We start from the raw sequence: 12,798 nt of genomic DNA, 5'->3' as shown, positions 1-12,798 counted from the left end.
CCCTCTGCTGGCGCAGAGGGGCGCAGGTTCAGGTGCGCAGCACCTGGCCGAGAACACCGGTCCTGGGCCGCACCGCGCTGTACAGCTGCCAGAGCACGAAGGCCAGGGCCAGCCCGAGAAAGGTCGCGGCGATGGGGTTGGTGAAGAACGAGGCGAAGTTGCCGTCGGAGAGCATCAGGCCGCGGCGCAGGTTGGTCTCCGCCATCGGCCCGAGGATAAAGCCGATGATGAAGGGCGCGACCGGCATGCCCGCCTTGACGAAGCCATAGCCAAGCACACCGAACAGCAGGATCGACCAGACATCGAACAGCCGGCTTGAGAGGCCGAACGCACCGACCACACAGAGCACCAGAATGATCGGCAGCAGGATGTGCTTGGGCACGTCGAGCAGCTTGATGAACAGGCGCAGGCCGTAGAACTCCATGAACAGCATCATCACCGAGGCCACCAGCAGCGCGGCGAAGATGGTGTAGACCAGCGGGCCCTGGCTGACGAACAGCAGCGGTCCGGGCTGGATGCCGTGGATCAGGAAGCCGCCGAGCAGGATCGCCGTGGTGGTGTCGCCGGGAATGCCCAGGGTCATCAGCGGCATCATGGCTCCGCCGATGCCGGCGTTGTTCGCCGTCTCGCTGGCGACCACGCCGCCGATGTTGCCCTTGCCGTAGGTTTCCGGCTGCTTGGCGCGCTTCTTCGCGACGATGTAGGACAGCAGGTTGGAGGTGCCGGCACCGATGCCTGGGAGGATGCCCACCGCCAGACCGATCAGACCGGAGCGACTGGCGTTGGGCAGCTCCTGGCGAAACTCCTTAAGCGAGAAGCCGAAGCCTTTGATGTCTTTCATGCTCACCGAGCCGGCCTTGCTGCGCACGGCATGCCGGCCGGTTTCGGCGAGCTTGATGACCTCGGCCACGGCGAACATGCCGATCATCACCGTGAGCATGGAGAAGCCGCCGTTCAGCTTGCTGACGCCGAAGGTGAAGCGGCGCACCGCCTCCACCGGGGCGATGCCGACGGTGGATACGGCGATGCCGAGGGTGCCGGCGAATAGCCCCTTGACCATCGAGCCGGCCGACAGGGTGGCGATCAGCGTCAGCGAGAACACCGCGATGGCGAAGTATTCGTGCGGGCCGAAGCTCAGCGCCACCTTGGCCAGCTGCGGGGCGATGAACATCAGCGCGATGATGCTGAAGATGGTGCCGAGAAAGGAGAACACGATGCCGACGCCGAGCGCCTTCACGCCCAGGCCTTGCTCCATCAGCGGGCCGCCGTCGAACACCGTGGCGATGGACGATGGCGTACCGGGGATCTTCAGCAGGATCGCCGAGATCAGCCCGCCGGATGTGGCGCCGATGAACAACGCGACGAGCAGCGACAGGCCAGCTTGCGGCCCCATGGTGAAGGTCAGTGGCAGGCACAGCGCCACTGCCATGGTCGCCGACAGGCCGGGCACGGCGCCGAAGACGATGCCGACCGCGACGCCGCCGAGCATCAGCAGCATGATGTTGAGCGAGAAGACGGCACCGAAGCCTTGCTGCAGTAATTCGAGCATGGTCGATTCCTCAGAAATTCAGCAGGCCAGCGGGCAGCAACAGGTCGAAGGCCTCGCGGAACAGCAGGTAGATGACGGCCGACGTGACCACCGCGATGGCCGCGTAGGGCAGGTGGCGGACCTTGTGGTCAACGGGCGTCAGGACGATGAACTGCAGGTAGAGGTACAGCGCGGTCATGACCGGAAAGCCCACCGGGCCGAGCAGCACCACGTAGATCAAAATCAGGCCCAGGGTCTTCAGTACGGTCAGTGGCTCGACGACGCTGGCGCTGGTTTGCTCCGGTGCGTCGGCGTCGCTCTCGGCCGCGGGCCGCGCGCGGTTGCCGAAGGCGCTGAGTGTCTGCAGCGCCCCGAGCAGGCAGAGCAGGATGGCCAGCAGGGTGGGGACGGTGGCGGCATCGATGCCGTCGTGGCCGGGTACGCGGTAGGCCATCACCAGATAGGCGATGCTGGCGCCGAGCATGGCCACGCCGATGATCAGATCTTTCTTGTTCGTAGTGGTCATGGCAAACCTCCGTGCGCGAGGAGAGACAGCCAGCCGGCGTGGCCGGCTGGCGACACGTCAGGGATCAGTTCTTGGCCTGACGCAGTTCGTCCTTGAACTGCATGAAGTCCTCGCGGGTCTTGGCCAGAATCGCCTTGGCCTCCTCGGTGCCGTAGTAGGCGACCGGCTGCTTGAACTTCTTCAGTTCCTCGGCGTACTCGGGGATCTCGGTGATCTGCCTCATCACGTCGGCCATCTTCTTCACGATCGCCGGGTCGGTGCCCTTCGGGAAAGCGACCACGTAGGGCTTGTCCATGGTGATGTCGAGGCCCTGCTCCTTGAGTGTCGGCACCTCGCCGAGCAGTGGGTTGCGCTCCTCGTTGGGCTGGCCGAGGGCGACCATCTGCCCACCGCTGACGTAGTCCTGCATCGAGCCGTAGGTGATCGCGCCGAGGTCCAGGCGTCCGCCGAGCATGCCCACCACGCGGTCGGAAACCGTGCCGCCGTCGACCATCTTCAGCTTGGTGTCGGTCAGCTTCTCCAGCATCAGCCCCTGCACGTGGGAGAAGCTGCCCATCTCGGTGCCGTAGGTGATGCTGCCCGGCTCGGCCTTCGACTTGGCGATCAGGTCCTGCATGCTGGTCACGCCAGATTGTTTGGAGGCGACGAACACGGTGCTCTTGTCGACGCCGGCGATGCATGACACGTCGAAGGTTTCGTAGCTGTCCTCGGTGAGGCCGGCGACCTCGTTGACGATCAGCTGGCCGGGGTGGGTGAAGAGGATGGTGTTGCCATCCGCCGCCGCGCCCTTGACCTGCTCGGCGGCCAGGGTGCCGCCGCCGCCGGCGATGTTGGTCACCACCATGCTCTTGCCGGTGATCTGGTTGAAGTACTTGGCCATGGTGCGGGCGTTGAAATCGGTGTCGCCGCCGGGGTTGGCGATCACCACCACCTGCACGGGGCGGGTCGGCCATTTCACCTCATCGGCAGAGAAGGCACTGCTGCTGAAGGCCATTGCGGCGGATACCAGGGAGGCGCATATCGCTTTTTTCATTGTTCGATCTCCAGTGGTTGGGGTACTGCGGGTCAGACGGGTGCGCGTCCGAAGCTCGGCCGCTTGGGATGGTATTGCCAGCCCGGAATCAGGTACTGCATGGCCATGGCATCGTCGCGGGCGCCGCTGGCGACCTTCTTGTACAACTCGTGGGCGGCCATGATCCGGTCCATGTCCGGCTCGATGCCCAGGCCTGGGCGGTCGGGCACGCGGACCTGGCCGCCGACGATCTGCAGTGGCTCGCGGGTCAGGCGCTCGTGGCCTTCCTGCCAGATCCAGTGGGTGTCGATGGCGGTAATACGGCCCGGCGCGGCGGCTGCGGCGTGGGTGAACATGGCCAGCGAGACGTCGAAGTGGTTGTTCGAATGCGAGCCCCAGGTCAGGCCGAACTGCTCGCACATCTGCGCCAGGCGCACCGAGCCCTGCATGGTCCAGAAATGCGGGTCGGCCAGCGGGATGTCGACCGACTCCAGGCGCAGCGAATGGCCCATCTGCCGCCAGTCGGTGGCGACCATGTTGGTGGCGGTGGGGATACCGGTGGCGCGCTTGAACTCGGCCATGATCTCGCGGCCGGAGTAGCCATTTTCCGGACCGCAGGGGTCCTCGGCGTAGGCCAGCAGGTGGCCCTGGCCCTTGCACAGGGCGATGGCCTCGTCCAGCGACCAGGCGCCGTTGGGGTCCAGCGTTACGCGGGCATCCGGGAAGCGTGCTTTGATCGCGGCGATGGCCTGCATCTCCTCCTCGCCGCGCATCACCCCGCCCTTGAGCTTGAAGTCGGCGAAGCCATAGCGCGCATGCGCGGCCTCGGCCAGGCGGGCGATGGCGTCCGGGGTCAGCGCTTGCAGGTGGCGCAGGTGGTACCAGTCCTCGCCGGTGCTGGCCAGATAGGGCAGGTCGGTGCGCTGGCGATCACCTATATAGAAGAGGTAGGCGAGCATCGGCACGGCATCGCGCTGCTGGCCGCTGCCGAGCAGCTCGGCTACCGGCACGTCGAGGTGCTGGCCGAGCAGGTCGAGCAGGGCGGCCTCGACTGCGGTTATCACGTTGTCCAGGCGCAGGTTGATCTCGTGGGGCTGCTTGAGCACCGCCGCCTCGGCTGCGGAGGTCACCTCGTGGCGGGTGTCGCGGCCATTGCCGGCGAGCATCGCGCGCAGGTGGTTGAGCACCCGGTTGTAGGCGCCGATCGGCTGGCCGATGACCAGCGGGCAGCTACGCTCCAATGCCTGACGGATACCCTCGCCACCGGGTACTTCGCCGATACCGGTGTTGCCGGCATTGTCGGTGAGCAGGACCAGGTTGCGGGTGAAGTAGGGGGCGTGGGCGCCGCAGAGATTGAGCAGCATGCTGTCGTAGCCGGCCACGGGTATGACCTGCATGCTCTGTACGCGGGGCGTTGCACTGAACGGCTGACTCATTGTGCGCGGCCTCCGCTGCAGGCGAGGCGAGCGACCGGGGCGGGCGCTGTGCACGCATCTGCTGAGGCAGCGCGGCGGATGGCGTTATCGGCAGCCAGCGGCTGCGCAGGGGACGGGCAATTGCGGAACATGTCCGGGGCCTCGCTATTGTTATTGTGGTTATAGGTCGTCGTACGACTATGTGGGATTTTTTACAGTTCGCTACGTCACCTGTCAAACGAAATCATCAGTGCATTTGGCTGGGGCATCCGCAACTGCTTATGCCTTTTAAGCTGCCGCCCTCATGGTGATTAACCTGGCCGGGCGAGTGAAAAGCAGAAAGCTTTCAGTCAGCTTTCAACGCTGAAGAAAATGCGCAGAAAAAACGGTTGGAGTATTTTTAGTTATACGATAACGTATCTCAAGGCTGATGCCCTTGTACCTCCTCCACATGCATTCAGGATGCTCGAATAATGAACCCACAAGAATTGAAGGCCATCCTCTCTTCCGGCCTGCTGTCATTCCCGGTCACCGACTTCGACGCGCAGGGCGACTTCAATCGCGCCGGCTACGTCAAGCGCCTGGAATGGCTCGGCCCCTACGGTGCCTCGGCGCTGTTCGCTGCCGGCGGTACCGGCGAGTTCTTCTCGCTGGAGCCGCGCGAGTACAGCGAGATCATCAAGACTGCCGTGGATACCTGCGCGGGCACCGTGCCGATTCTCGCCGGCGTCGGTGGCCCGACCCGCCTCGCCATCCAGATGGCACAGGAGGCCGAGCGCCTGGGGGCCAAGGGCCTGCTGCTGCTGCCGCACTACCTCACCGAGGCGAGCCAGGAAGGCGTGGCGCTGCATGTCGAGCAGGTCTGCAAATCGGTGAACATCGGTGTGGTGGTCTACAACCGCAACGTCTGCCGCCTGACCGCGACGCATCTGGAGCAGTTGGCTGAGCGCTGCCCGAACCTCATCGGCTACAAGGATGGCCTCGGCGATATCGAGCTGATGGTGTCGATCCGCCGCCGCCTCGGCGAGCGCTTCAGCTACCTCGGCGGCCTGCCGACCGCGGAAGTCTATGCCGCGGCCTACAAGGCGCTAGGCGTGCCGGTGTATTCCTCGGCGGTGTTCAACTTCATTCCGAAGACCGCCATGGACTTCTACAAGGCCATCGCCCGCGAAGATCACGAAACTGTCGGCAAGCTGATCGACGATTTCTTCCTGCCGTACCTGGACATTCGCAATCGCTGCAAGGGCTATGCGGTCAGCATCGTCAAGGCCGGCGCACGCATTTCCGGCTACGACGCCGGCCCGGTGCGCGCGCCGCTGACCGAGCTGAAGCCCGACGAATATGAGCGCCTGGCAGTACTGATCGAGAAGCAGGGCGCCCAGTAAGCCTTTCCGGAATCGCCCCGGCGCCGCCCTGCCGAATGGCCGCGCCGGGCATCATCAGAGGACACTTTGCATGGCTGACGTACAACGCTACGACAACTACATCGACGGCCAGTGGGTCGGCTCGGATCGCTACCAGGCCAACACCAACCCGTCCGACCTCTCTGACGTGATCGGCGAATACGCCCAGGCCGATGTCGGGCAGGTCGAGCAGGCCATCGCCGCCGCCCGCCGCGCCTTCCCGGCCTGGGCGACCTTGGGCATCCAGGCGCGCGCCGATGCGCTGGAAAAGGTCGGCCTGGAAATCCTCGCTCGCCGTGAAGAGCTCGGCACGCTGCTGGCCCGCGAAGAGGGCAAGACTCTTCCCGAAGCCATCGGCGAAGTCGCCCGCGCCGGCAATATCTTCAAGTACTTCGCCGGCGAATGCCTGCGCCAGGCCGGCGAGACGCTGCAGTCGGTGCGCCCCGGTGTCGGCGTGGAGGTCACCCGCGAGCCGCTCGGCGTGATCGGCCTGATCACCCCCTGGAACTTCCCCATCGCCATCCCCGCCTGGAAGATCGCCCCGGCGCTGGCCTTCGGCAACTGTGTGGTGATCAAGCCGGCCGATCTGGTGCCGGGCTGCGCCTGGGCCATCGCCGAGATCATCTCCCGCGCGGGCTTCCCGGCCGGTGTGTTCAATCTGGTGATGGGCCGAGGTCGTGAAGTCGGCGAAGCCATCGTCAATGCCAGGGATGTCGACGCGGTGAGCTTCACCGGTTCGGTCGGCGTCGGTCGCGGCATCGCCCAGGCCTGCGTGGCGCGTGGCGCCAAGGTGCAGCTGGAGATGGGCGGCAAGAACCCGCAGATCGTACTGGACGACGCCGACCTCAAGGTCGCTGTCGAGCTTTGCACCCAGAGCGCCTTCTACTCCACTGGCCAGCGCTGCACGGCCTCGAGCCGCATCATCGTCACCGAAGGCGTCTACGATCGTTTCGTCGAAGCGATGATCGAGCGCATCAAGAAGATCAAAGTCGGCCCGGCGCTGGAGCAGGGCGTCGACGTCGGTCCGGTGGTGTCCGAGGCGCAGCTGGAGCAGGACCTGCGCTACATCGAGATCGGCAAGCAGGAGGGCGCGCGCCTGGTCTGCGGCGGCGAGCGGGTGAAGTGCGGCACCGAGGGCTACTTCCTGGCGCCGACGCTGTTCGTCGACAGCAACCCGAACATGCGCATCAGCCGCGAGGAGATCTTCGGCCCCGTGGCCAACGTGGTGAAGGTCAAGGACTACGACGAGGCGCTGGCGATGGCCAACGACACCGAGTTCGGCCTGTCCGCCGGCATCTGCACCACCTCGCTGAAGTACGCCAATCACTTCAAGCGTCACGCCCAGGCCGGCATGGTGATGATCAACCTGCCCACCGCCGGGGTGGATTACCACGTGCCGTTTGGCGGCCGCAAAGGCTCGTCCTACGGCCCGCGCGAACAGGGCCGCTACGCCCAGGAGTTCTACACCACGGTGAAGACCACCTACATCGGCTGAGGTGAAAGCCGGTCGAAAGGCCGCGCTGCGAAACTGTGTAACGGCGCCCCGCGCGGGCGCCGCATACCCGACAAGAACAACAGAGGGACACCCATGACCATTGCCGCAACGGGCACGCCCCGCATTACCGAACTTACCGTCGTGCCCGTCGCCGGGCAGGACAGCATGCTGATGAACCTGAGCGGCGCTCACGGCCCCTGGTTCACCCGCAACATCCTCATCCTCAAGGACAGCGCCGGGCATGTCGGCGTCGGCGAAGTGCCGGGCGGCGAAGCCATCCGCCAGACGCTGGAAGACGCCCGCGGCATGATGATCGGCGAGCCCATCGGCCAATACAACGCCCTGCTCAACCGTGCGCGCCGCGCTTTCGCCGACCGCGATTCTGGCGGCCGCGGCCTGCAGACCTTCGATCTGCGCATCGCCATTCACGCCGTCACCGCGCTGGAATCGGCGCTGCTCGACCTGCTCGGCCAGCATCTGGACGTGCCGGTCGCCGCACTGCTCGGCGACGGCCAGCAGCGCGACGAGGTCGAGATGCTCGGTTACCTGTTCTTCATTGGTGATCGCAACCGAACCGACCTTGGCTACCGCGACGAATCCGGCGCCGACGACGCCTGGTTCCGCCTGCGCAACGAGGAGGCCATGACGCCGGATAGCATCGTCCGCCAGGCCGAGGCGGCCTATGAGCGCTACGGCTTCAAGGACTTCAAGCTCAAGGGCGGCGTGCTGCGCGGCGAAGAAGAAGTCGAGGCGATCCGCGCCCTGGCCGCACGCTTCCCCGACGCCCGCGTGACGCTTGACCCCAACGGCGCCTGGTCGCTGGACGAGGCCATCGGCCTGTGCCGCGACCTGCACGGCGTGCTGGCCTACGCCGAAGACCCCTGCGGCGCCGAGAACGGCTATTCCGGTCGCGAAGTGATGGCCGAATTCCGCCGCGCCACCGGCCTGCCCACCGCGACCAACATGATCGCCACCGACTGGCGGCAGATGAGCCACACCGTGCAGCTCAACTCGGTGGACATTCCGCTGGCCGACCCGCATTTCTGGACCATGGCCGGCTCCGTGCGCGTGGCGCAGATGTGCGCCGACTTTGGCCTGACCTGGGGTTCGCACTCGAACAACCACTTCGATATCTCCCTGGCGATGTTCACCCACGTCGCCGCCGCCGCGCCGGGCCGCGTCACCGCCATCGACACCCACTGGATCTGGCAGGACGGCCAGCACCTGACCCGCGAGCCGCTGAAGATCGTTGGCGGCAAGGTCGCGGTGCCGCAGAAGCCGGGCCTGGGCGTCGAGCTGGATTGGGATGCGCTGGGCAAGGCACATGCGATGCACAAGGAAAAAGGCCTGGGCGCGCGCGACGACTCCATCGCCATGCAGTACCTGATCCCCGACTGGACCTTCAACAACAAGAACCCCTGCATGGTGCGCTGAGGCACGCTTGCCGGGCCGGCTCCGCTGGACGGCTTCGGCCGTCCACCCTACGAGGCGAGCCACGTGTATGGCACCCCCCCGGCGATCACCGAACAGAACAACAACCGGACCCTAACCGGAGCAGACATGAGCGAAACCGTGCAACTGATACCCCACCAGGACTCCCCGCGCTGCATCCGCCTGCACGGGGCGGACAACGTCGCCGTGGTGGTCAACGATGGCGGCGTGCCGGTCGGTGCGCAGTTCGAGGGCGGGCTGGTCACGGTCGAGGCCGTGCCGCAGAGCCACAAGGTCGCGCTCGTCGACATCGGCATAGGCGAGCCGGTGCGCCGTTACGGACAGATCATCGGTTATGCCCTCGAACCCCTGCGCCGTGGCAGCTGGGTCAGGGAAACCCAGTTGAAGATGCCCAGCGCGCCGCGGCTGGACAGCCTGCCGCGTGCCACCGCCGTGCCGGACCGGCTCGCGCCGCTCGAGGGCTACACCTTCGAGGGTTACCGCAACGCCGACGGCACCGTCGGCACGCGCAACATTCTCGGTATCAGCACCACGGTGCAGTGCGTCACTGGCGTGCTGGAACACGCGGTCAAGCGCATCCGCGACGAGCTGCTGCCCAAGTACCCGAACGTCGACGACGTGGTCGCGCTGACCCACAGCTACGGCTGCGGCGTGGCGATCAACGCCCGCGACGCCTACATCCCCATCCGCACCGTGCGCAACCTGGCGCGCAACCCCAACCTGGGCGGCGAAGCGCTGGTCATCAGCCTCGGCTGCGAAAAGCTGCAGGCCGAGCAGGTGATGCACGAGGGCGATCCCTCGGTGGACCTGCGCGACCCCTGGCTGTACCGCCTGCAGGAGTCCAACAGCGGTTTCGGCGAGATGATCGAGCAGATCATGGCGCTGGCCGAAACGCGGCTGAAAAAGCTAAATCAGCGCCGACGCGAAACGGTGCCGGCCAGCGAGCTGATCCTCGGCATGCAGTGCGGCGGCAGCGACGCCTTCTCCGGCATCACCGCCAACCCGGCGCTGGGCTATGCGGCGGATCTGCTGGTGCGCGCCGGTGCCACGGTGATGTTCAGCGAGAACACCGAGGTGCGCGATGCGGTGTATATGCTCACCGCCCGCGCCGAAACGCCGAAAGTGGCCGATGCGCTGATCGCCGAGATGGACTGGTACGACCGCTACCTGGAGCGCGGCGCCGCCGACCGCAGCGCCAACACCACGCCGGGCAACAAGAAGGGCGGGCTGTCGAATATCGTCGAGAAATCCCTCGGCTCCATCGTCAAATCCGGCAGCGGCGCCATCAACGGCGTGGTCGGGCCGGGTGAGCGGGTCGCACGAAAGGGGCTGATCTTCTGCGCCACCCCCGCATCCGATTTCGTCTGCGGCACGCTGCAGCTGGCTGCCGGGATGAACCTGCACGTGTTCACCACCGGTCGTGGCACGCCGTACGGCCTGGCCATGGCGCCGGTGGTCAAGGTGGCGACGCGTACTGAGCTGGCCGAGCGCTGGCCGGACCTGATCGATATCGACGCCGGGCGCATCGCCAGTGGCCGCGCGAGCATCGAGGAACTCGGCTGGGAGCTGTTCCACTATTACCTGGACGTCGCCAGCGGCCGCAAGCAGACCTGGGCAGAGCGCCATCGGCTGCACAATGACATCGTGCTGTTCAACCCGGCGCCCATCACCTGAGCCGGAGCGGTCCCGCTGCGTCGATCTCGCAGCGAGTGCTATTGCCTGCAATCGTAGGAGATTGGCAACTGCTATCTTCTAAATGGGAACATTTATAAATATCATGCGCGTTCTCATCAAACAACAAGGTAGCACTCATGAGTCGCGTTGTCGCTTCGCCCCCGTTTTCGTTGCGCCCGCTGGTGTTGGGCCTGCCGGTGCTGGTCGCCTGCTTTGCTGTCGACGCTGAGGAAGCGGTCGAGCTGGAGGCACAACAGATCACCGCGCCACGTGCAGTCGAGCAGGGCAATGGCCCGGTCGAAGGGTACGTCGCCAAGCGCAGCGTCGGCGCCACCAAGACCGACACACCGATCATCGAAACGCCGCAGTCGATCAGCGTGATCACCGCCGACCGCATCCGCGACCAGGGCTCGCTGACCATCCAGGACTCACTGCGCTATGTCGCCGGCATGCGTGGCGAGGCTTATGGTTTGGACAGTCGCGGCGACTTCGCGCTGATTCGCGGTGTCGCGCCAACACTCTTCTTGGATGGCCTGCAGCAGAGCGTGGGTTTCTACACGAACTCACGCACCGATCCGTTCACCCTGGAGCGCGTCGAGGTAATCAAAGGACCGTCGTCCATGCTCTATGGGCAGAGTTCGGTCGGCGGCTTGCTCAACTTCGTCAGCAAGCGTCCGCAGGCGGAACAGAAGAGCGAGCTGCAGCTGCAGTACGGCAGCTTCGACCGCAAGCAGATCGCCTTCGACAGCACCGGTCCGCTGGATGAAGACGGCACGTTGCTCTATCGCGTCGTGGCGATCCAGCGCGACAGCCAGACCCAGGTCGATCACACCAAGGACAACCGTCTGGTGTTCATGCCGTCATTGACCTGGCGCCCGAACGAGCAGTTCGAATGGACGCTGATGGCCAACGTGCAGAAAGACGATAGCGGCACCACCAGCTCCTTCCTGCCGCACCGCGGCACGGTACTCAGCGCACCCTACGGCGAGATTGGCAGCGAGCGCTTCGTCAGCGAACCCGGCTTCGACGAATATGACACCGAGCAGAAAGCGCTGACCTCGCAGATGGCCTGGCGTGTCGACGACACCTGGACGCTGCGGCAGAACCTGCGCTGGCAGAAGAGCAAGGTCAGCTACCAGACCATGTATGGCTGGCCGCCGGTGCTTGGTGCCAACGACCGCACGGTCAATCGTGTCTGGTCCATTTCCAAGCCGGAGGTGACCATCTGGAGCGCCGATCACCAGGCCGAGGCACGCTTCGACACCGGCGCGCTGCAGCACACCACGCTGGTGGGCATCGACTACCGGCATTCGGTCACCGATAGCAAGACCGCCGGCGGGGCCGCCACCCCGCTGGATCTCTACGATCCGGTGTACGGCACCTTCGACCCATCCGGCATTACGCTTTCCGATGTTCCGCAGCAGCGCGTTGCCCAGCAAGGCCTCTACGTTCAGGACCAGATCCGTCTCGACAAGTGGCTGGCAACCCTGGGGCTACGCAAGGACTGGGCTGACACCCGCGTCGAGCAGGGCACCCGGCAGAAGGACGATGCTGTGACCGGCCGGGTGGGCCTGACCTATCTGTTCGACAATGGCGTTGCGCCTTACATCAGTTACAGCGAGTCCTTTACGCCGATTATCGGGCTGGACAACTTCACTCAGCAGTCGTACAAGCCGCTCGAGGGCGAGCAGTGGGAGCTCGGTGTGAAGTACCAGCCGGCAGGCAGCAACACGCTGCTCACTGCAGCGGTGTTCGATCTGCGCGAGAAGAATCGCCAGATGCCGAACCCGGCGAACCCGCTGAGCACCATCCAGGCCGGCGAAGCGCGGGTCAAGGGGCTGGAGCTGGAAGGGCTGGTGGAGATGAACTCCAACTGGGATCTGATCAGCACCTACACCTACCTCGACAGCGAAGTGGTCAAGGGCCCATCTGCCCAGCAGGGCAAGCGCATCGCCAGTGTGCCCGAGCACATGGCCTCGCTGTGGTCGCAGCACCGCTTCAGCATCGCCGGCATTTCCGGCTTCAGCGCCGGGGCCGGTGTGCGCTACGTCGGCGCCAGCTGGGATGGCACCGACAGCCTCAAGACGCCGTCGACGACGCTGTTCGACGCCATGCTCGGCTACGCCTATCAGGACTGGGCGTTCACCCTTAACGCCACCAACCTGGAAGACGAGACCTACTACACCACCTGCCTGTCGCGTGGCGACTGCTTCACCGGCAACCGCCGCACCGTGGTGGCAACCGCGAGCTACAGCTTTTGAGCGTCGTTGAGCCACGCGCCGCTTGCCGGCCT

At 65.4% G+C, this 12,798-nt stretch carries 9 protein-coding genes; 5 read left to right on the top strand and 4 right to left on the bottom strand.

The window, feature by feature from the left end; all coding sequences use genetic code 11:
• Positions 1–28 precede the first annotated feature (28 nt).
• The 4 genes from LO50_RS01695 to LO50_RS01680 all read right to left on the bottom strand — a co-directional run bounded on the left by LO50_RS01695 (position 29) and on the right by LO50_RS01680 (position 4,502).
• Entirely contained in the window at positions 29–1,549 is a 1,521-nt protein-coding gene (locus LO50_RS01695; protein WP_044313896.1) for a tripartite tricarboxylate transporter permease, read from the bottom strand.
• A gap of 10 nt (positions 1,550–1,559) precedes the next feature.
• Complete coding sequence (locus tag LO50_RS01690; protein WP_044313895.1) at positions 1,560–2,054, bottom strand: tripartite tricarboxylate transporter TctB family protein; 495 nt, start codon at positions 2,052–2,054, stop codon at positions 1,560–1,562.
• A 64-nt stretch (positions 2,055–2,118) separates the two neighbouring features.
• The gene (locus tag LO50_RS01685; RefSeq protein WP_044313894.1) at positions 2,119–3,087 is read right to left on the bottom strand and encodes a tripartite tricarboxylate transporter substrate binding protein; all 969 of its coding nucleotides are present in this window, start codon (positions 3,085–3,087) and stop codon (positions 2,119–2,121) included.
• A gap of 32 nt (positions 3,088–3,119) precedes the next feature.
• On the bottom strand, positions 3,120–4,502 hold the full coding sequence (locus tag LO50_RS01680; RefSeq protein WP_044313893.1) for an enolase C-terminal domain-like protein: 1,383 nt from the start codon (positions 4,500–4,502) through the stop codon (positions 3,120–3,122).
• Positions 4,503–4,954: 452 nt separating this feature from the next.
• Between LO50_RS01680 and kdgD the strand changes: the two genes are divergently transcribed.
• The 5 genes from kdgD (at position 4,955) to LO50_RS01655 (ending at position 12,766) form a co-directional block, all read left to right on the top strand.
• On the top strand, positions 4,955–5,866 hold the full coding sequence (kdgD, locus tag LO50_RS01675) for a 5-dehydro-4-deoxyglucarate dehydratase (protein ID WP_042921940.1): 912 nt from the start codon (positions 4,955–4,957) through the stop codon (positions 5,864–5,866).
• A gap of 70 nt (positions 5,867–5,936) precedes the next feature.
• The gene (locus LO50_RS01670; RefSeq protein ID WP_044313892.1) at positions 5,937–7,379 is read left to right on the top strand and encodes an aldehyde dehydrogenase family protein; all 1,443 of its coding nucleotides are present in this window, start codon (positions 5,937–5,939) and stop codon (positions 7,377–7,379) included.
• A gap of 93 nt (positions 7,380–7,472) precedes the next feature.
• A complete protein-coding gene (gudD, locus tag LO50_RS01665) occupies positions 7,473–8,813 on the top strand; it encodes a glucarate dehydratase (RefSeq protein WP_044313891.1) in 1,341 nt (446 codons plus the stop codon).
• A 138-nt stretch (positions 8,814–8,951) separates the two neighbouring features.
• Entirely contained in the window at positions 8,952–10,505 is a 1,554-nt protein-coding gene (garD, locus tag LO50_RS01660) for a galactarate dehydratase (RefSeq protein WP_044313903.1), read from the top strand.
• A 137-nt stretch (positions 10,506–10,642) separates the two neighbouring features.
• On the top strand, positions 10,643–12,766 hold the full coding sequence (locus LO50_RS01655; protein ID WP_044313890.1) for a TonB-dependent siderophore receptor: 2,124 nt from the start codon (positions 10,643–10,645) through the stop codon (positions 12,764–12,766).
• The last annotated feature ends 32 nt before the right edge of the window (positions 12,767–12,798 follow it).

The sequence above is a fragment of the Stutzerimonas stutzeri genome (genome assembly GCF_000935215.1).
In the GTDB taxonomy this organism is placed as follows: Bacteria; Pseudomonadota; Gammaproteobacteria; order Pseudomonadales; family Pseudomonadaceae; genus Stutzerimonas.
The sequence above is the reverse complement of the archived record's forward strand: the minus strand, read 5'-3'. Positions and strand labels throughout refer to the sequence as shown.

Bases quoted from the DNA above. Each gene is read 5' to 3' on its own strand.
- LO50_RS01695 (WP_044313896.1), bottom strand. From the start codon at position 1,549: ATGCTCGAATTACTGCAGCAAGGCTTCGGTGCCGTCTTCTCGCTCAAC.
- LO50_RS01690 (WP_044313895.1), bottom strand. From the start codon at position 2,054: ATGACCACTACGAACAAGAAAGATCTGATCATCGGCGTGGCCATGCTC.
- LO50_RS01685 (WP_044313894.1), bottom strand. From the start codon at position 3,087: ATGAAAAAAGCGATATGCGCCTCCCTGGTATCCGCCGCAATGGCCTTC.
- LO50_RS01680 (WP_044313893.1), bottom strand. From the start codon at position 4,502: ATGAGTCAGCCGTTCAGTGCAACGCCCCGCGTACAGAGCATGCAGGTC.
- kdgD (WP_042921940.1), top strand. From the start codon at position 4,955: ATGAACCCACAAGAATTGAAGGCCATCCTCTCTTCCGGCCTGCTGTCA.
- LO50_RS01670 (WP_044313892.1), top strand. From the start codon at position 5,937: ATGGCTGACGTACAACGCTACGACAACTACATCGACGGCCAGTGGGTC.
- gudD (WP_044313891.1), top strand. From the start codon at position 7,473: ATGACCATTGCCGCAACGGGCACGCCCCGCATTACCGAACTTACCGTC.
- LO50_RS01655 (WP_044313890.1), top strand. From the start codon at position 10,643: ATGAGTCGCGTTGTCGCTTCGCCCCCGTTTTCGTTGCGCCCGCTGGTG.